General features: G+C 71.3%; 17 protein-coding genes and 1 pseudogene. 13 read left to right on the top strand and 5 right to left on the bottom strand.

Going from position 1 to position 17,723, the window contains the following annotated elements:
- The first annotated feature begins 411 nt into the window (after positions 1-411).
- The 3 genes from ACFXBC_RS13410 (at position 412) to ACFXBC_RS13400 (ending at position 2,794) form a co-directional block, all read left to right on the top strand.
- The gene (locus tag ACFXBC_RS13410) at positions 412-771 is read left to right on the top strand and encodes a histidine triad nucleotide-binding protein (RefSeq protein ID WP_385022921.1); all 360 of its coding nucleotides are present in this window, start codon (positions 412-414) and stop codon (positions 769-771) included.
- A 5-nt stretch (positions 772-776) separates the two neighbouring features.
- Complete coding sequence (locus tag ACFXBC_RS13405) at positions 777-1,694, top strand: ribonuclease Z (RefSeq protein WP_385022919.1); 918 nt, start codon at positions 777-779, stop codon at positions 1,692-1,694.
- Positions 1,695-1,780: 86 nt separating this feature from the next.
- Positions 1,781-2,794 carry an adenosine deaminase gene (locus ACFXBC_RS13400; RefSeq protein ID WP_385022917.1) on the top strand — a complete coding sequence of 338 codons (1,014 nt, stop codon included), beginning with the start codon at positions 1,781-1,783 and terminating at the stop codon, positions 2,792-2,794.
- On the opposite strand, the gene ACFXBC_RS13395 is transcribed toward ACFXBC_RS13400, so the two are convergent.
- A complete protein-coding gene (locus ACFXBC_RS13395; RefSeq protein ID WP_385022915.1) occupies positions 2,740-4,062 on the bottom strand; it encodes an MFS transporter in 1,323 nt (440 codons plus the stop codon). The genes ACFXBC_RS13400 and ACFXBC_RS13395 overlap by 55 nt on opposite strands.
- Positions 4,063-4,688: 626 nt before the next feature.
- On the opposite strand from ACFXBC_RS13395, the gene ACFXBC_RS13390 reads away from it, so the two are divergent.
- The 7 genes and pseudogenes from ACFXBC_RS13390 to ACFXBC_RS13360 all read left to right on the top strand — a co-directional run bounded on the left by ACFXBC_RS13390 (position 4,689) and on the right by ACFXBC_RS13360 (position 11,422).
- Positions 4,689-5,621: a 5-dehydro-4-deoxyglucarate dehydratase gene (locus ACFXBC_RS13390; protein WP_385022935.1), complete on the top strand. Its 933-nt coding sequence runs from the start codon at positions 4,689-4,691 to the stop codon at positions 5,619-5,621.
- On the top strand, positions 5,618-6,940 hold the full coding sequence (locus ACFXBC_RS13385; RefSeq protein ID WP_385022913.1) for a glucarate dehydratase family protein: 1,323 nt from the start codon (positions 5,618-5,620) through the stop codon (positions 6,938-6,940). Before ACFXBC_RS13390 ends, ACFXBC_RS13385 begins: the two co-directional genes overlap by 4 nt.
- A gap of 64 nt (positions 6,941-7,004) precedes the next feature.
- Positions 7,005-8,096 carry a PfkB family carbohydrate kinase gene (locus tag ACFXBC_RS13380; protein WP_385022911.1) on the top strand — a complete coding sequence of 364 codons (1,092 nt, stop codon included), beginning with the start codon at positions 7,005-7,007 and terminating at the stop codon, positions 8,094-8,096.
- 161 nt (positions 8,097-8,257) lie between these two features.
- On the top strand, positions 8,258-9,256 hold the full coding sequence (locus ACFXBC_RS13375) for a PhoH family protein (protein WP_385022909.1): 999 nt from the start codon (positions 8,258-8,260) through the stop codon (positions 9,254-9,256).
- A gap of 28 nt (positions 9,257-9,284) precedes the next feature.
- Positions 9,285-9,782, top strand: coding sequence for an rRNA maturation RNase YbeY (gene ybeY / locus ACFXBC_RS13370; protein WP_385022907.1), 498 nt, complete (start codon positions 9,285-9,287; stop codon positions 9,780-9,782).
- The gene (locus tag ACFXBC_RS13365) at positions 9,779-11,071 is read left to right on the top strand and encodes a hemolysin family protein (RefSeq protein ID WP_385022905.1); all 1,293 of its coding nucleotides are present in this window, start codon (positions 9,779-9,781) and stop codon (positions 11,069-11,071) included. Before ybeY ends, ACFXBC_RS13365 begins: the two co-directional genes overlap by 4 nt.
- A pseudogene (locus ACFXBC_RS13360) lies at positions 11,068-11,422 on the top strand (MmcQ/YjbR family DNA-binding protein). Before ACFXBC_RS13365 ends, ACFXBC_RS13360 begins: the two are co-directional and overlap by 4 nt.
- Before the next feature lie 111 nt (positions 11,423-11,533).
- On the opposite strand, the gene ACFXBC_RS13355 reads toward ACFXBC_RS13360, so the two are convergent.
- Positions 11,534-12,961 (bottom strand): MFS transporter, encoded by a 1,428-nt coding sequence (locus ACFXBC_RS13355; RefSeq protein ID WP_385022903.1) that lies wholly within the window; start codon positions 12,959-12,961, stop codon positions 11,534-11,536.
- Positions 12,962-13,169: 208 nt separating this feature from the next.
- On the opposite strand from ACFXBC_RS13355, the gene ACFXBC_RS13350 reads away from it, so the two are divergent.
- Together ACFXBC_RS13350 and ACFXBC_RS13345 are read left to right on the top strand one after the other, a co-directional pair.
- Positions 13,170-13,991 carry a helix-turn-helix transcriptional regulator gene (locus tag ACFXBC_RS13350; protein WP_385022933.1) on the top strand — a complete coding sequence of 274 codons (822 nt, stop codon included), beginning with the start codon at positions 13,170-13,172 and terminating at the stop codon, positions 13,989-13,991.
- Between the two features lie 99 nt (positions 13,992-14,090).
- Positions 14,091-14,462 (top strand): cytidine deaminase, encoded by a 372-nt coding sequence (locus tag ACFXBC_RS13345; RefSeq protein ID WP_385022931.1) that lies wholly within the window; start codon positions 14,091-14,093, stop codon positions 14,460-14,462.
- Positions 14,463-14,536: 74 nt separating this feature from the next.
- Here the strand turns inward: ACFXBC_RS13345 and ACFXBC_RS13340 are convergent, their stop codons facing one another.
- Positions 14,537-14,875 carry a P-II family nitrogen regulator gene (locus ACFXBC_RS13340; protein ID WP_385022901.1) on the bottom strand — a complete coding sequence of 113 codons (339 nt, stop codon included), beginning with the start codon at positions 14,873-14,875 and terminating at the stop codon, positions 14,537-14,539.
- The gene (locus tag ACFXBC_RS13335; protein WP_385022899.1) at positions 14,872-16,203 is read right to left on the bottom strand and encodes an ammonium transporter; all 1,332 of its coding nucleotides are present in this window, start codon (positions 16,201-16,203) and stop codon (positions 14,872-14,874) included. The genes ACFXBC_RS13340 and ACFXBC_RS13335 overlap by 4 nt, the downstream gene beginning before the upstream one ends.
- Positions 16,204-16,369: 166 nt before the next feature.
- Here ACFXBC_RS13335 and era point away from each other — a divergent pair, with 166 nt between their 5' ends.
- On the top strand, positions 16,370-17,311 hold the full coding sequence (era, locus tag ACFXBC_RS13330; protein WP_385022897.1) for a GTPase Era: 942 nt from the start codon (positions 16,370-16,372) through the stop codon (positions 17,309-17,311).
- Between the two features lie 104 nt (positions 17,312-17,415).
- Here era and ACFXBC_RS13325 read toward each other — a convergent pair whose 3' ends face one another.
- A complete protein-coding gene (locus ACFXBC_RS13325; protein WP_385022895.1) occupies positions 17,416-17,631 on the bottom strand; it encodes a protealysin inhibitor emfourin in 216 nt (71 codons plus the stop codon).
- Between the last annotated feature and the right edge of the window lie 92 nt (positions 17,632-17,723).

Genomic DNA, 17,723 nt, shown 5'->3' with positions numbered 1-17,723 from the left:
CCTGGATCCGGGTGCTGCACACCTCGCCCGTGCCCGCTCCCGGCGTGGAGGCGCGCGCGGGGCGCGCCCCCCCCCCGCAGAGGGGGGGGGGCGGGGGCGCCCGCGCCGGGCGGGGGGGGGGGGCGCGCGGCCTCGGTGGGTACGGCTTCGTGCGTACGGCCCGCGCGGGTACGGCCTCATGCGTGCGGCCCGCGCGGGCTTGGCTTCACGCGTCCCCCGGCATCGTCCCGGGGCGCACGGCCTCACGCGTACTGCCCCACGCGCAACGGCCCCGGGGCAGGCGGCGGCGGACCCCGGTGCGGTCGGGACCAGCCGCACCGCCGATACCGCAGCGGGTGCGGAGTGCCGCGGCGCTAGCATGGCCACCTGCACGATCATCACCGACCGACACCACGACCGAGGAGTCAGCGCATGGCGGGAGAGCCACAGACCGACTGCCTGTTCTGCAAGATCGTCTCGGGGGACATTCCGGCGACCGTGGTCCGGGAGACCGACACCACCGTCGCCTTCCGTGACATAAACCCGCAGGCACCCACGCACGTCCTGGTGATCCCCAAGGTGCACTACCCGGACGCGGCCTCCCTCGCGGCGGCCGAGCCGGGGATCGCCGCCGACGTGCTGCGTGAGGCGGCCGAGGTCGCCGCCGGGGACAAGGTCGACGAGAAGGGGTACCGGATCGTCTTCAACACCGGATCGGGCGCCGGCCAGACCGTCTTCCACGCGCACGCCCATGTGCTGGGCGGCCGCGGGCTCAACTGGCCGCCCGGATAGTTCCGTTGTCCGTACGAGAACTCGTGGTGCTCGGCACCGCCAGCCAGGTCCCGACCCGGCGCCGCAACCACAACGGCTATCTGCTGCGCTGGGACGGACAGGGCATCCTCTTCGACCCCGGCGAGGGGACCCAGCGCCAGATGCTGCACGCCGGGGTCGCGGCGCACGACATCGACCGGATCTGCGTCACGCACTTCCACGGCGACCACTCGCTGGGCCTGGCCGGGGTGATCCAGCGGATCAACCTGGACCAGGTCCCGCACCAGGTCACCGCGCACTACCCGGCGAGCGGGCAGCGCTTCTTCGAGCGGCTGCGGTACTCCACCGCCTACCGCGAGTCCGTCTCCCTGGCCCAGGCCCCGGCCACGGGCGACGGGGGAGTGCTGGCGCGGACCGATGCGTACACCCTGGAGGCGGTCCGGCTCTCGCACCCCGTCGAGTCGTACGGCTACCGGCTGACCGAGCCCGACGGGCGCCGGATGCTCCCGGCGAAGCTCGCCGAGCACGGGGTGTCCGGGCCCGACGTCGGACGGCTCCAGCGGGACGGCGCGCTCGACGGGGTCACCCTCGACCAGGTCAGCGAGGTGCGGCGGGGCCAGCGGTTCGCCTTCGTCATGGACACCCGGCTCTGTGACGGGGTCGGCCGGCTCGCGGACGGCTGCGATCTGCTGGTCATCGAGTCGACCTTCCTGGACGAGGACGCCCGGCTGGCGGCCGACCACGGCCATCTGACCGCCGGGCAGGCGGGCCGGACCGCGCGTGACGCGCGCGTACGGCATCTCGTCCTGACGCACTTCTCGCAGCGGTACCCCGACCCCGCGGAGTTCGGCAGACAGGCGCGCGCCGCGGGCTTCGACGGCGAACTCACCGTCGCCGACGACCTGATGCGCGTACCGGTCCCCACCCGGCACCCCACCGCCTGACCGCCGTATCCACCGCTCCCGCCCCTCTGTCCCCGCGTTCCTGCGTCCCCACGTCCTTCACCCGTCACCGAGCTGAGCGAGTCCCCATGCACCACCTCCCCAAGGCCGAACTCCACCTCCACATCGAAGGCACCCTCGAACCCGAACTCGCCTTCGCGCTCGCCGCGCGCAACGGCGTCGAACTCCCGTACGCGGACACCGAGGCGCTGCGCAAGGCGTACCTCTTCAGCGACCTGCAGTCGTTCCTCGACCTGTACTACGGGCTGATGGCGGTGCTGCGCACCGAGGAGGACTTCGAGGAGCTGACCGACGCCTATCTCGCGCGCGCCGCCGCGCAGGGCGTGCGCCATGCGGAGATCTTCTTCGACCCGCAGGCGCACTCCGCGCGCGGAGTGCCGGTCGGGACCGTCGTCGAGGGGATCTCCCGGGCGCTCGGGCGCAGCGAGGAGCGGCACGGCATCTCCACCCAGCTCATCATGTGCTTCCTGCGCGACGAGTCGGCCGACTCGGCGATGCGCACCCTGGAGGCGGCCAAGCCGTATCTGCACCGGATCGCGGCGGTCGGCCTCGACTCGGCCGAGGTCGGGCACCCGCCGTCGAAGTTCCGCGAGGTGTACGCGGCGGCCGGCGCGCTGGGGCTGCGCAAGGTCGCCCACGCGGGCGAGGAGGGCCCCGCCACCTATGTGCGGGAGGCCCTGGACGTCCTCGGCGTGGAGCGGATCGACCACGGGCTGCGCTCGATGGAGGACCCGGAGCTGGTGGAGCGGCTGGTCAGGGAGCGGGTGCCGCTGACGCTCTGCCCGCTGTCGAACGTACGGCTGCGGGCCGTGGACACCCTGGAGCAGCATCCGCTGCCGCGGATGATGGCCGCGGGGCTGCTCTGCACCGTCAACTCCGACGACCCCGCGTACTTCGGGGGCTACGCGGGCGACACCTTCCACGCCGTGCACGAAGCACTCGGCCTCGGGCACGAGGAACTGCGGACACTGGCCCGCAACTCCTTCCTCGCCGCCTTCCTCGACCACGACGAGGAGCGCAGGGCGCGCTACTTGGCCGAGGTCGACGCGTACGACTTCGACGCCGACCTCGATCTGGGCTGAAAGCCCCCGGGGAGCCGGTACTTGCGGCGCGGTACCGGCTTCACGGCGGTCTCGGCGGCGACTCCGGCCGGGCCCGGCTGTGCGGCGGGGGCCGCCACCCCGCCCTGGGCGTCCGCGACTTCGGCCGCGCCGGGCAGCGGCGCATGTCCTGCGGTGTGCAGCGCCACTCCGGTCAGTGGGACCGCGAGCAGCAGGAGCAGGGCGCACAGCACCGCACCCATCACCGGGAATCCGGTCCGCGCGGCGAGCAGACTGCCGGCGACCGGGCCGCAGGCCACGCCGAGCGACGACGCCGAGCCGACAAACACGGCCCACCGGCCGCGCGGGTCCAGCGAGGCGGCCAGGCCGATCAGATACGACAGGACCACCGGGTAGAAGGTGTTCCAGAGGATCTCGCCCGACGCGAACGAGACCAGTCCGCTCGCCGATGAACTCAGCGCGATACAGGCGGAGATGATCACCGTACCGCCGCCGATCGGCACCGCTCTGCCGAGCCGGGAACCGAGCGCCCCGGCCCCGGCGACGCCGATGAGACCGGCGCCGAGCGAGATCGCGAAGATCGCGCCGACCGCGACTTCGGAGAGCCCCGCCTGGTCCTGGCCGATCCGGCTGCTGACGCCCCAGAGCGAGTTCTGAGCCATGGCCCAGCAGACCACGGCGCCGGCCAGTACCGAGCCTGAGCGCGGATGAGGCATCCGGCCGCGGCCGGTGCCGGTTGCGGGCGGGTGCGGGCGTGGTCTGCCGAGCCGGCCGGTCGCCGGCCAGACGAGGGCGGCGACCAGGGCGACCGCGGCGAACGGCGCCCGGTGGCCGCCGCCGATCTGCGGCAGGACGAGATAGAGGGCGCCGGCTGTCGCCGACACGGTGAGCAGGCCGGTGGACGAGGCCCGGTGGGGGTCGGGCAGGCCCGCGATACCGCCTGCGGCCACCGCGGTCGCCGTACCGGAACCGATGCCGCCGATGGCGGCCCCCACGATGACGAGGGGGAGGTGCGCGGTGGTGGCGGCGGCGCCGAATCCGGCGAGGGTGAGCAGCAGTCCGGCGCGGGCGACCCGCTGCGGGCCGATGCGCTCGACGTGCGAGGCCAGTAAGAGACCGGCGCACGCCGAGCAGAGAAGGAGGACCGAACCGGCGACACCGGCTTCGGCAGGAGAGAGACCAAGACCGGAGCCGAGGCGTCCGACGATGGTCGGGAGGAGGTACGAGGCGAGGTAACCAGCGGTGAACACGGCAATGAGCGGCCATGTGGCGCATGCGCGCGAAGACACGGTGTGTTCCTGACAGAGATATGCCTGTGACCAGGCAGAAGAGTGGGGGGTTGGGGCGTCGTGCCGTTGGCGGGAGCGCATGGCCATATGTGCGGTCACATAGGGATCAACCATGCTTAGTCAACGAAAAGGTGCCCACTCTGTGATCTATAGCACTTTCCGTTTATAGTCACGCAGGCGCGGTCGGCGGCCTGTTTTTTTTGCCTCGGATCAGTCGGGTGCACTGGATGGCGTCCGGGCCGCGATTCCGACCACCTGCCTGGAGTTCACGCGCCGTTACGGCTCATGTGTCGTCGCGGCGATCCCGTGCGGCCCGGTGTGATCGGGAGTGAACCGGCGCAATTAGGTGTGTATCAGCGCTAATTAATGCGCCCCGGCGTGAACCTGTAATGCCTGTCGCGCTTTTGTGCGCTCCCTTGCGCCCCTTCGCGGGTAACTCTCCTCGCGGGCGAAGGGGTGCCCGCATATTGACGCCCCCGGTCCATGTATCTAGTCTCCATTTTCATGCATGGACACCATCTACATATGGAGACATGATGGGGGCAGGGGCAGGGCCGGACAGCGCCGCTGCGCGACCGGAAGCAGGGCTCACCGGGGCGGACCCGCGGACCGCTGAGGCGGACCGGATGGCGGCCCGGGCGGCGGCCCGGCTCCGGGAAGGCATGGCCCGCGGGGTCCTCTCCTTCCCGCTGACCGCCTTCACCGACGACGGCCGGCTCGACATCGACGGATACCGCGCTGCCCTGGACATCCAGCTGGCCGCGGCCCCCGGCGGGGTCTTCCCGGCCTGCGGCACCGGTGAGTTCTTCTCGCTGGACGAGGACGAGTACCGCGCCGTCGTCACCGCCACCGTCGAAGCAGCCGCCGGACGGACGCCCGTCGTCGCGGGCATCGGATACGGCTGGGCGCAGGCCGTCCGCTTCGCCCGGATCGCCGAAGAAGCGGGCGCCGACGCCGCGCTCGTCCTCCCGCACTATCTCGTCGCGGCCCCGCAGGACGGGCTCGTCGCGCAACTGGAACAGATCGCCGCCCGCACCCGGCTGCCCCTCATCGCCTACCAGCGCGGACAGGTCGCCTTCAGCGCCGCTTCCCTGCGCCGAATCGCCGCGATCCCCGGCGTCATCGGGCTCAAGGACGGCCACAGCGACCTCGACCGGCTCCAGCGGCTGACCCTCGCCGCCCCCGACGGTTTCCTCTTCTTCAACGGCGCGTCCACCGCCGAGATCCAGGCCCGCGCCTACGCCACCGTGGGCGTCCCCGCCTACTCGTCCGCCGTCCACGCCTTCGCCCCCGAGATCGCCGGAGCCTTCTTCGCCGCCCTGCACGCCGACGACCGGACCCGCCTGGACGCTCTCCTGCGCGGCTTCTACATCCCGCTCGTCGAACTGCGCGACCGGGTCCCCGGCTACGCCGTCTCGCTGGTCAAGGCCGCCGCCCGGCTGCGCGGCCACCCGGTCGGACCCGTACGCGCACCGCTGACCGGCCCCGGACCCGAGGACCTCGCAGCCCTGGACACCCTGCTGACCGCCGGACTCGACCTCGTAGGAGCCACCCGATGACCCCGACCGCGCACGGACCGGCCCAGCGCAGCACGACCATCGCCGAAGTCCGGCTCACCCCGGTGCTCATAGCGGACCCGCCGCTGCTCAACGTGCACGGCGTGCACCAGCCCTACACCCCGCGCCTCATCGTCGAGATCGTCACCGACGACGGCGTCACCGGCATCGGCGAGACCTACGGCGACACCCGCTACCTGGACATCGCCCGCCCCTACGCGGACCTTCTCCCCGGCCACGCCCTCCACGACCTCAACACCCTCGCGGGACTCGCCCAGCAGGTGGGCGTCGACCGGACGCAGCTGACCGGCGCCGTCGACGTCGGCGGGCTGCGCGGGGTGCAGACCGCCGACAAGCTGCGGCTCTCCGTCTACTCGGCGTTCGAGGTCGCCTGCCTGGACGCACTCGGCAAGATCCGCGGGCTGCCGGTGCACGCCCTGCTCGGCGGCAAAGTGCGGGACACCGTCGAGTACAGCGCCTATCTCTTCTACCGCTGGGCAGCGCACCCCGGCGGCGCGGGCGAGACCGACACCTGGGGCGAGGCGCTCGACCCGGCCGGCATCGTCGCGCAGGCACGGCGCTTCGCCGACGATTACGGCTTCACCTCCTTCAAGCTCAAGGGCGGGGTCTTCCCGCCCGCCGAGGAGATCGCCGCGGTACGGGCGCTCGCCGAGGCGTTCCCCGGCCGGCCGCTGCGCCTGGACCCCAACGGCGGCTGGACACCGGCCACTTCGCTGAAGGTCGCCGCCGAACTCGCCGACGTACTCGAATACCTGGAGGACCCGGCCACCGGCACCGCGGAGATGGCGGAGGTGTCGGCGGGCACCGGCGTCCCCCTCGCCACCAATATGTGCGTCACCACGGTCCCCGAGATCCGCGAGGCGTTCCGCACCGACGCCGTGCAGGTCGTCCTCTCCGACCACCACTACTGGGGCGGACTGCGCGCCACCCGCGAACTGGCCGCGATCTGCCGCGCGTTCGGCGTCGGGCTCTCCATGCACTCCAACACCCATCTCGGCATCAGCCTCGCCGCCATGACCCACGTCGCCGCCACCGTCCCCAACCTGGACTACGCCTGCGACAGCCACTACCCGTGGCAGACCGACGACGTGATCACCACCCGCCATGTCTTCCGCGACGGCCGCCTCCCGGTCGGCGACGCCCCCGGCCTCGGCGTCACACTCGACCGCGACCGGCTCGCCGCACTCCACCGCCGCTGGCTCGACGACGACGGAACCATGCGCGACCGCGACGACGCCGCAGCGATGCGCAAGGCCGACGGGTACCGGGAGTGGACCAGCCCGGATCTGCCACGCTGGTAACGAAGGAGCGGGCCGGCCATCGGGCAGACTGGCCCGATCGCACGGCACAACCGGGGAGCGCGGCGTGGTCCACGACAACCAGAAACTCGACCCGCTGGACGGGCTGCGCGCCCCCCAGGACCCGGCCTGCGACGTCTTCCTCACCGGCACGGTCTTCCTGGACATCATCTTCACCGGCCTCGACAGCGCCCCGGTCCGCGGCACCGAGTCCTGGGCGCGCGGCATGGGTTCGAGCCCCGGCGGAGTGGCCAACATGGCCACCGCACTGGCCCGGCTCGGGCTGCGCACCTCGCTCGCCGCCGCCTTCGGGGACGACCACTACGGCGAGTACTGCTGGGACGCCCTGGAACAGGGCGAGCAGATCGATCTCTCGCGCTCCCACACCGTGCCCGGCTGGCACTCCCCGGTCACCGTCTCCATGGCGTACGAGGGCGAGCGCACCATGGTCTCGCACGGCCACGAGGCCCCCCTGCCGGGAGGCAGCTACCCGAACTGCCCGCCGCGCGCCCGCGCCGCCATCGCCTCGCTGGGGCCGGGCAGCCGCGAGGAGTGGGTGCTGCACGCCGCCGACCGCGGCACCAAGGTCTTCGCGGACGTCGGCTGGGACGAGACCGGGCGCTGGGACCTGGCGGGCCTCACCGACCTGGAGCACTGCGAGGCGTTCCTGCCCAACGCCGAGGAGGCGATGCGCTACACCCGCACCGACTGCCCGCGCGCCGCGGCGCACGCACTCGCCGAGAAGGTCCCGCTGGCCGTCGTGACCCTGGGGGCCGAGGGCGCGTACGCCGTGGACGGATCGACCGGCGAGTCCGCTTCGGTGCCCGCCATCGCGGTCGAGGCGCTGGACCCGACGGGCGCGGGCGACGTCTTCGTCGCGGGCTTCGTCACCGGGACCCTCGCGGGCTGGCCGCTGGCCGACCGGCTGGCCTTCGCGGGCCTCACGGCCGCGCTCTCGGTCCAGGAGTTCGGCGGCTCGCTCTCGGCACCCGGCTGGACCGAGGTCGCCGCCTGGTGGCGGCAGGTGCGGACCTGCCGGGGCCAGGACCGGGCCGCCCTGCGCCGGTACGCCTTCCTTGAGGAACTGCTGCCCGCGGCCGCCCGGTCCTGGCCGCTGCGCAGGGCCGTACCGACGATCGGCTTCCGGGCGCCCCAGTAGCCTTCCGCGCGGCCTCACCCGCGGCCTTCCGTGCACCGGACCCGGACAGCACTTAAAAACCATGGCGTTGTCGGTGCGGCGTCGTAGGCTTGGTGTTCCAGAGGTTGTCGAGCAGCGAGAACCCTGCAACGGGAGGTATGCGCAGGCCCGAGGGCCGGCCCATGACTCAGACACCCACAAACCCGCAGGCGCGCGCCCACATCACGATCCCGGCCGCACACCCCATGGTGATGCTGCTCGGATCGGGCGATTCGCTGCTGCGCGTGATCGAAACGGCGTTCCCGGCGGCCGACATCCACGTCCGGGGCAATGAGATCAGTGCGACGGGAGCGGCGGCGGACGTCGCTCTGATCCAGCGCCTGTTCGACGAGATGATGCTGGTGCTCCGCACCGGGCAGCCGATGACGGAGGACGCTGTGGAACGCTCGATCGCCATGCTCCGGGACAGCGAGGGCGAGCCGGGGGGCGAGACCCCCGCCGAGGTCCTCACCCAGAACATCCTGTCCAGCCGCGGCCGTACGATCCGCCCCAAGACGCTCAACCAGAAGCGCTACGTCGACGCCATCGACAAGAACACCATCGTCTTCGGCATCGGCCCCGCGGGCACCGGCAAGACGTATCTCGCCATGGCCAAGGCGGTCCAGGCCCTGCAGTCCAAGCAGGTCAGCCGGATCATCCTGACCCGGCCCGCGGTCGAGGCGGGCGAACGGCTCGGCTTCCTGCCCGGCACGCTCTTCGACAAGATCGACCCGTATCTGCGCCCGCTGTACGACGCGCTCCACGACATGCTCGACCCGGACTCGATCCCGCGGCTGATGGCGGCGGGCACGATCGAGGTGGCGCCGCTGGCTTATATGCGTGGCCGGACTCTGAATGACGCCTTCATCATCCTCGACGAGGCGCAGAACACCAGCGCCGAGCAGATGAAGATGTTCCTCACCCGCCTCGGCTTCGACTCGAAGATCGTCGTCACCGGTGACGTCACCCAGGTCGACCTGCCGAGCGGCACCAAGAGCGGGCTGCGTCAGGTGCAGGACATCCTGGAGGGCATCGACGACGTGCACTTCTCGCGGCTCGGCACGGAGGATGTCGTCCGGCACAAGCTCGTCGGCCGTATCGTCGACGCGTACGAGAAGCACGACAGCCAGAAACGGCTGTAGGAACAGACCGAAAGAGTCAGCAGGCCCCATGTCGATCGACGTCAACAACGAGTCCGGAACCGAGGTCGACGAGCAGGCGATCCTCGACATCGCCCGTTACGCCCTCACCCGGATGCGGATCCACCCGCTCTCCGAGCTGTCCGTGATCGTGGTGGACACCGAGGCCATGGAGCAGCTGCACATCCAGTGGATGGATCTGCCGGGTCCCACGGATGTCATGTCCTTCCCGATGGACGAGCTGCGTCCGCCGGCCAAGGACGAGGAGGAGCCCCCGCAGGGGCTCCTCGGTGACATCGTGCTCTGCCCCGAGGTCGCCAAACAGCAGGGCGAGGACGCCCCGACGCAGCACTCCATGGACGACGAGCTCCAGCTCCTGACCGTCCACGGGGTGCTGCACCTGCTGGGTTACGACCACGAGGAGCCCGACGAGAAGGCCGAGATGTTCGGTCTGCAGGCCGCGATCGTGGACGGCTGGCGGACGGAGAAGGGGCTCACCGGTCCCTCCCCGGCGCCGACCGTCTCATGACCGCACAGCTGATCGTCGGCGCGGTCGCGCTGGTCGTCGTCGCCTGGCTGGCAGCCTGTGCCGAGACGGGTATCGCCAGGACGTCGAGTTTCCGGGCCGCCGAGGCCGTACGGTCGGGGCGGCGCGGCAGCGAGAAGCTGGCGCAGATCGCCACCGACCCGACCCGCTATCTCAATGTGGCGCTGCTGGTGCGGGTCGCCTGCGAGATGGCCTCCGGGGTCCTCGTCACCTATGTCTGCCTCCAGGAGATCTCCGAGACCTGGCAGGCGCTGGTGGTGGCCATCGCCCTGATGGTGCTGGTGAGTTATGTGGCCGTCGGGGTCTCGCCGCGAACCATCGGCCGCCAGCACCCGCTGAACACGGCGACCGCGGCCGCGTATGTGCTGCTGCCGCTCGCCCGGGTGATGGGCCCGGTGCCGCAGCTGCTGATCCTCATCGGCAACGCTCTGACGCCCGGAAAGGGTTTCCGCAAGGGCCCGTTCGCGTCCGAGGCCGAGCTGCGCGCCATGGTCGACCTCGCCGAGCAGGAGTCGCTGATCGAGGACGACGAGCGCCGGATGGTGCACTCCGTCTTCGAGCTGGGCGACACCCTGGTACGCGAGGTGATGGTGCCGCGCACCGATCTGGTCTGCATCGAACGCTCCAAGACGGTCCGTCAGGCCACCACGCTTGCGCTGCGCTCGGGCTTCTCGCGGATCCCGGTCACCGGGGAGAACGAGGACGACATCGTCGGCATCGTCTACCTCAAGGACCTGGTCAGGAAGACCCACATCAGCCGGGACGCGGAGACCGACCTGGTCTCCACGGCGATGCGTCCCGCCGTCTTCGTGCCCGACACCAAGAACGCCGGTGACCTCCTGCGCGAGATGCAGCAGGACCGCAACCATGTCGCCGTCGTCATCGACGAGTACGGCGGCACGGCCGGCATCGTGACCATCGAGGACATCCTCGAAGAGATCGTCGGCGAGATCACCGACGAGTACGACCGCGAACTGCCGCAGGTCGAGGAGGTGGGCGAGGGCCGCTTCCGGGTCACCGCCCGTCTGGACATCGACGACCTGGGCGAGCTGTACGGCCTGGGCGGGTACGACGACGAGGATGTGGAGACCGTCGGTGGTCTGCTGGCCAAGGCGCTCGGCCGGGTGCCGATCGCGGGGGCGTCCGCCGTCGTCGACCTGCCGGACGGCAGACGGCTGCGGCTCACCGCCGAGTCCCCGGCGGGCCGCCGGAACAAGATCGTGACGGTGCTGGCCGAGCCGGTGGCCGATATGGAGGAGGCGGCGGGATGACACCGCAGGAGCTCAGGGCGTTCTGCCTGGAATTCAACGCCGCGGCCGAGGAGTTCCCGTTCGGTCCGGAGACCTCGGTGTTCAAGGTGTGCGGCAAGGTCTTCGCCCTGAGCCACCTCGAAGGCGACCCGCTGCAGATCTCCCTCAAGTGCGACCCGGACGAAGCGGTCAGGCTGCGCGCCGAGTACGAGGCGGTCGTCCCGGGCTGGCATCTCAACAAGCGCCACTGGAACACGGTGACGGTCGGGCCCCTGCCCCGCCCGTCTGGTCCATGAGCTCATCGAGGACTCGTACGACCTGGTGGTGGCCGGTCTGCCGAAGGCGGAGCGCCTCCGGCTCGACCGGCCCTGACCGGACGGCGGCCCGATCGCGGCGAGCCCTGCCCGGACTTGCCCGGACGGCAGCCGGATCGCGCCGGCTCCTGCGGGAACCCGACCGCGACAGGCGCTGTCCGGGCCCGGCTCAGAGGGCGCGGGCGCGGTCACGGCTGCTCCGGCGCAGCCCGGCCGCCACCAGCACCGCGGTCCCGACGAGGATCGCAGCCCCGATGCCCAGCACGGTCCGTACCCCGTCGAAGAGGTCGGTCCGAGTGGTGGCCAGCACGCCGAGGAGCGGGATCCCGACGGTGATGCCGACCTGCTGGGTCGTGGTGACAAGACCGGTGGCCAGGCCCTGTTCGGCGTCCGGCACACCCGAGGTGACGGTCAGCCCGTACGAGATGATCGCGCCCAGGTGCGCCATGCTGGCCACCGAGACGGCGACCGTGGCCAGCCAGACCCCCGCATGTGCGCCGAGCCCCAGCATCGTGGCGATGAACAGGCCCTGGGCGAGCAGCGAACCGACCAGCACCCGGCGGGCGCCGAGCCGGCCGATGACCTTCGGTGCGGCCATCCCGGCGGCCACCGACGCCAGTCCCTGGACGCCGAAGACCAGCCCGGTCCTGAAGCTGGACAGGTGCAGGACCTCCTGGAGGTACAGGGTCAGGACGAAGACCACCGTCGACATCATCGAGAAGGTGACGAGCCCGCCCAGGTTGCCCCAGGCCACGGTGGGCCGCCGCAGCATCGGTAGGGACACCAGCGGGGCGGCGGCGCGGGATTCGACCACCACGAAGCCGGCCAGCAGCGCGAGACCCAGGACCAGCGACACCAGGACGTCGGTGTGGCCGAAACCGTGCTGGGCCGCCGTGGACAGGGCGTAGATCACCGCGAGCAGCCCGCCGGTGACGGTGACCGCGCCGGGGATGTCGAGCCGGGGGCGCTCGGGGTGGCGCGACTCGGTGAGCAGCCCCGGTGCCAGGGCGAGCACCACCACCGCGGCGCCGCCCAGCAGTCCCATGGTCGAGCGCCAGCCCAGGGTGTCCGTCATGACACCGCCCAGCACCATCCCGACGGTGAAGCCGAGCGAGAGCAGGGTGCCGCTGATGCCCAGCGCCCGGTCGCGCTGCGGGCCCTCGGGGAAGGTGGTGGTCAGCAGGGACATCCCGGTCGGCACGATGACGGCGGCGCCCAGGCCCTGGAGGGCCCGCCCGGTGAGGAAGACCTCCTGGTTCCAGGCGAAGGTCGCGATCAGCGAGGCCGCGCCGAAGACGGTGAGCCCGGTGAGGAAGAGCCGGCGCCGGCCGAACAGGTCGGCTATCCGGCCGAAGAGCAGCAGAAAGCCGCCGGAGGGCAGTGCGAACGCGGTGACGGCCCACTGCAGCCCGGCCTGGCTCATGCCCAGGTCCCTGCCGAGCGCGGGGAGCGCCACATTCAGTACGGAGAAGTCGAGGGCCACCATGAACTGGGCGGCGCACAGGACGAGGAGGACGAGCCTGGCCCGGCCGGACAGCCGGTCTGCGGCAGGCGGGGCGGGGCTCGGGGTGAGTGTGGGTGAGGTGTCGATCGCCATGGACCGAGCTTCGGGCCGCGGGAACAATCGTGGGGAGCGGGAACTTATGCTGGTGGCCGCACCACCAGGCAGCCGGACAGGGGGAGATGGCGTGTCGAGTCCGATGGAGAGCGGGGCGGATCCGGCCGGGCGCGGGGCGGATCGTGGCGTTGCCGGGCCGAGGCCGGGCACCAAGGCGCACCGCCTCAGTGAGCTGCGGGAGTTCCTGATGAGCCGGCGGGCCAGGATCACTCCGGCGGAGGCGGGCCTGCCCGACGGCGGTGGCCGGCGGCGTACCCCGGGGCTGCGCCGCGAGGAGGTCGCCGTCCTGGCGGGGGTGGGCGTCTCCTGGTACCAGTGGCTCGAACAGGGCCGGGACATCACGGTGTCGCCGCAGGTCCTGGACTCGGTGGGGCGGGTGCTGAAGCTGAGCAGTGTGGAGCGCCGCCATCTCTATGTGCTGGCCGGGCTCAACCCGCCGCCGCAGGAGGTCGATCCGTCCCATGTCGACATGTGCGACGGGCTCAGACGGCTGATCGACGCCTGGATGCCCTTCCCGGCGCACATCATGGACCGCTACTGGAACACGATCATGTACAACGACGCCGCCGCGATGACGCTGGCCATGCGGCCCGGCCTCGTGCAGAACTGTCTGATCGCGTTCTTCACCGACCCCGTCTACCGGGCCCGCGCCAAGCGGTGGGAGTCGGTCGCGCACCAGGTGGTCGCGCAGTTCCGGGCGGCCTGCTCGGAGTGCCCCGACGACGACGGTTTCCAGGCGGTGGTCACCGAGGCGAAGGAGCAGAGCCCCGAGTTCGCCGAGCTGTGGGAGCGCCGTGACATCGCGCCGGGCGGGCAGATCAGCAAGGAGCTTGAGCATCCGGTGGTCGGCACGCTCTTCGTCGAGTCCACCCAGCTGAGGGTTCCGGCCCGGCCCGATCTGGCGATCGTGCTGCACACCCCGCTGCCCGACACGGGGACGGAGGCCAAGCTCCAGTGGCTGGCGTCTCCGGAGGGCCGCAGGGGCTCGATGTACCCGGTCGCCAACTGACCCGCCCCGGCTCTTTATGCTCTGCCCATGAGCGACGACGCAGCACGCAGCGCAGACAGCGGTACGGGCACCGGCACGGGTACGGGCTCCGGTACGGGCATGGGTACGGACGGTACGGCGGCCGGGGTTCCGGTCCCGGATGCCGAGGACCGCAAGATCATCACGCTGGCGCGCAGCGCTCGGGCCCGTAACGGGGTCTCCGAGGGCGCGGCCGTACGGGACGAGACCGGGCGTACGTATGTGGCGGGCACCGTCGAGCTGGACTCGCTGAAACTCTCGGCGCTGCGGACCGCCGTCGCGATGGCGGTGGCGAGCGGGGCGCGGTCGCTGGAGGCCGCCGCGGTGGTCAGCGCGGCGGGAGAGGTGCCCGACGAGGACCGTGCGGCCGTACGGGACCTGGGCGGAGCCGGGACGCCGGTCCTGCTGGCGGGCCCGGACGGCGCACTGCGGACGACGGTCGCGGCGGGTTGACGGGGGTCAATGGCCCCTAACAGCAGGGGCGTTGACAGGCCAGTAAGGGGGGCTTCGGCAGCGACTGCGAGAGTTCAGAGCGCGTCCGGGCCGCGCTCGTCCGTCCTGACGCGTACGACCGTCTCCACCGGCACGGCCCAGACCTTGCCGTCACCGATCTTGCCGGTGTGGGCGGCCCGTACCACCGCGTCGATGACCGCCTCGCTCTCCGCGTCGTCCACGACCACCTCGATCCGGACCTTGGGGACGAGGTCGATGCGGTACTCGGCGCCCCGGTAGACCTCGGTGTGGCCGCGCTGTCTGCCGTATCCGCTCGCCTCGGTGACCGTCAGGCCGTTGACCCCGAGTTCCTGGAGGGCCGTCTTGACGTCGTCGAGCTTGTGCGGCTTGACGACCGCGGTGATCAGCTTCATGGCTTGGCCTTCTGCAGGGCGGAGGCGGAGAGCGGGGCTCCGTGGCCCAGCACGCCGTGATCGTAGGCGCTCTCCGCGTGCACCGTCAGATCGAGGCCCTGCTGCTCGTGCTCCTCGTCGGCCCGGAAGCCGGTCAGCCGGTCGATGGCCTTGCCGATGCCGTACGTCACGGCGAACGCGTACACCGCGACCGCCAGCACACCGGCGCTCTGCCGGCCCAGCTGGGCGAACCCGCCGCCGTACAGCAGCCCGCGCGCGCCGCCCGTCATCCCCGAGGTCGCGAACAGCCCGATCAGCAGTGTCCCGACGATCCCGCCCACCAGGTGCACCCCGACGACATCCAGCGAGTCGTCGTAGTTCAGCCGGAACTTCCAGCTGACCGCGTACGAGCAGAGCACCCCGGCCGCGAGTCCGACGGCCAGCGCCCCGATCAGGCCGACCGCACCGCAGGAGGGGGTGATGGCGACCAGCCCGGCCACCGCCCCGGATGCCGCGCCAAGGGTGGTCGGGTGGCCGTCCCGCTTCTGTTCGACGAAGAGCCAGCCGAGCAGACCGGTGCAGCCCGCGGCGAGTGTGTTCAGGAAGGCGGCGGCCGCCAGCCCGTTGGCGCCGAGCGCGGAGCCCGCGTTGAAGCCGAACCAGCCGAACCAGAGCAGCCCCGCACCCATCACCACCATCGGCAGGTTGTGCGGGCGCATCGAGTCCTTCTTGAAGCCGAGCCGCGGCCCGAGCACCAGACAGAGCGCGAGCCCCGAAGCGCCCGAGACGATCTCGACCGGCATCCCGCCCGCGAAGTCCAGCGCCTTGAGATCGCTGAGGATCCAGCCCCCGGGCCCCCACACCCAGTGCGCCACCGGGACGTATACGAGCAGCGCCCACACCGGCACGAAGACCAGCCACGCGCCGAACTTCGCCCGGTCCGCGATGGCCCCGCTGACCAGAGCGGCCGTGATGATCGCGAAAGTGAGCTGGAAGGTGGCGAAGAGCAGCGTCGGCACGGAGCCCCGCACGCTGCCCGGCCCGATTCCGGCCATTCCGGCGTGGCCGAGCCCGCCGATCAGGCCGCCGAGCGTGTCCGGGCCGTAGACCAGCGAGTAGCCCGCGACCAGCCAGACCACGGTGACGAGCGCGATCGATACAAAGCTCATCATCAGCATGTTCAGCACGCTTTTGGTGCGGACCATCCCGCCGTAGAAGAGCGCGAGACCGGGCGTCATCAGCAGCACCAGCGCGGTCGCGGCGAGCAGCCAGGCCGTGTCGCCGGTGTCGATACCGGCGGCCAGGGTGCTCAGTGGTGGCAGGGGTGTCGCAGGCGTCGCATGCGTCACAAGGGGTCACCTCTCCGGTTACGTTCCGGTAGAGGTTCCCGCCTCAGGGTTTCCGGGCGACTGCACCCGTGTTTCGTCCGTATTTCGTGTCGCGGGACGGTTACCGGGAACTCACCGCGGGGCCACCTGGTCGGCGCTCACCGGCCGATCGGGGAGAATGGGCGCCATGAGCGTTCACACCCAGTCATCCGAAGCCACCCACCGGGCTGGTTTCGCCTGCTTCGTCGGCCGCCCCAACGCGGGCAAGTCCACTCTCACGAACGCTCTCGTCGGCAAGAAGGTGGCCATCACCTCCAGCCGGCCGCAGACCACCCGCCACACCGTGCGTGGCATCGTGCACCGCCCCGACGCCCAGCTGATCCTGGTGGACACCCCCGGGCTCCACAAGCCCCGCACGCTGCTGGGCGAGCGGCTCAACGACGTCGTACGGACCACCTGGGCCGAGGTCGACGTCATCGGCTTCTGCGTCCCCGCCGACCAGAAGCTCGGCCCCGGCGACAAGTTCATCGCCAAGGAACTCGCCGGGATCAAGAAGACCCCGAAGATCGCCGTGGTCACCAAGACCGACCTGGTCGACGGCAAGCAGCTGGCCGAGCAGCTCATCGCCATCGACCAGCTCGCCGCGGAACTCGGCTTCGAATGGGCCGAGATCATCCCCGTCTCCGCCGTCGGCGACCAGCAGGTCTCGCTCCTCGCCGACCTGATCGCCCCGCTGCTCCCGCTGAGCCCCCCGCTGTACCCGGAGGGCGATCTGACGGACGAGCCCGAGATGGTGATGGTCGCGGAGCTGATCCGGGAGGCCGCGCTGGAGGGCGTACGGGACGAGCTGCCGCACTCCATCGCCGTCGTCGTCGAGGAGATGCTGCCCCGCGAGAACCGCCCCGCGGACAAACCGCTGCTCGACATCCACGCGAATGTGTACATCGAGCGGCCGAGCCAGAAGGGCATCATCATCGGGCCCAAGGGCGCGCGGCTGAAGGACGTCGGAATGAAGTCCCGCAAGCAGATCGAGGCACTGCTGGGCACGCCGGTCTTCCTCGACCTGCATGTGAAGGTGGCCAAGGACTGGCAGCGGGACCCGAAGCAGCTGCGGAAGCTCGGGTTCTGAGTCACCGGGCCGGGGCCTGAGCCGACCGGAATCCGGCCCGGAACACCTACCCGGTCGACGCCTGCCGTGGTGACCGCGTCATCCGGGTATAACGTTCACGCCGTTCACGCACCCTCTTTCAGTACCCGCGCGATCAGCGTCCGCTGGGCCTCGCTCAGCCGTGGGTCCGTGCAGTACACCGTCCGGTCGTCCACCGTGATGCGGTAGTTGAACCCGTCCGGCACTCCCTGGGGCGGTGCGTCGTGGCCTGTGGTCACCGCCTCTTCGGCCAGCTCGTGCCAGTCAGCCGCATCGGGCCGGGGGGGGGGGGGGGGGGACACCCCCCCCCGGGCGACACTGCGCCCGCCCCCCCGCGCCGCCAACGGTGTCACATCTCGCGGCGGGTCGCCGCCCACCCGCGTGGCGGCGCCCC

This window comes from Streptomyces sp. NPDC059398 (assembly GCF_042751845.1).
GTDB lineage: Bacteria > Actinomycetota > Actinomycetes > Streptomycetales > Streptomycetaceae > Streptomyces.
Note: the sequence above shows the minus strand (reverse complement) of the source record. Positions and strands in the feature narration are given on the sequence as shown.

Bases quoted from the DNA above. Each gene is read 5' to 3' on its own strand.
- ACFXBC_RS13385 (WP_385022913.1), top strand. From the start codon at position 5,618: ATGACCCCGACCGCGCACGGACCGGCCCAGCGCAGCACGACCATCGCC.
- ACFXBC_RS13365 (WP_385022905.1), top strand. From the start codon at position 9,779: ATGACCGCACAGCTGATCGTCGGCGCGGTCGCGCTGGTCGTCGTCGCC.
- era (WP_385022897.1), top strand. From the start codon at position 16,370: ATGAGCGTTCACACCCAGTCATCCGAAGCCACCCACCGGGCTGGTTTC.
- ACFXBC_RS13400 (WP_385022917.1), top strand. From the start codon at position 1,781: ATGCACCACCTCCCCAAGGCCGAACTCCACCTCCACATCGAAGGCACC.
- ACFXBC_RS13390 (WP_385022935.1), top strand. From the start codon at position 4,689: ATGGCGGCCCGGGCGGCGGCCCGGCTCCGGGAAGGCATGGCCCGCGGG.
- ACFXBC_RS13375 (WP_385022909.1), top strand. From the start codon at position 8,258: ATGACTCAGACACCCACAAACCCGCAGGCGCGCGCCCACATCACGATC.
- ACFXBC_RS13355 (WP_385022903.1), bottom strand. From the start codon at position 12,961: ATGGCGATCGACACCTCACCCACACTCACCCCGAGCCCCGCCCCGCCT.
- ACFXBC_RS13410 (WP_385022921.1), top strand. From the start codon at position 412: ATGGCGGGAGAGCCACAGACCGACTGCCTGTTCTGCAAGATCGTCTCG.
- ACFXBC_RS13340 (WP_385022901.1), bottom strand. From the start codon at position 14,875: ATGAAGCTGATCACCGCGGTCGTCAAGCCGCACAAGCTCGACGACGTC.
- ybeY (WP_385022907.1), top strand. From the start codon at position 9,285: ATGTCGATCGACGTCAACAACGAGTCCGGAACCGAGGTCGACGAGCAG.
- ACFXBC_RS13345 (WP_385022931.1), top strand. From the start codon at position 14,091: ATGGGTACGGACGGTACGGCGGCCGGGGTTCCGGTCCCGGATGCCGAG.
- ACFXBC_RS13350 (WP_385022933.1), top strand. From the start codon at position 13,170: ATGAGCCGGCGGGCCAGGATCACTCCGGCGGAGGCGGGCCTGCCCGAC.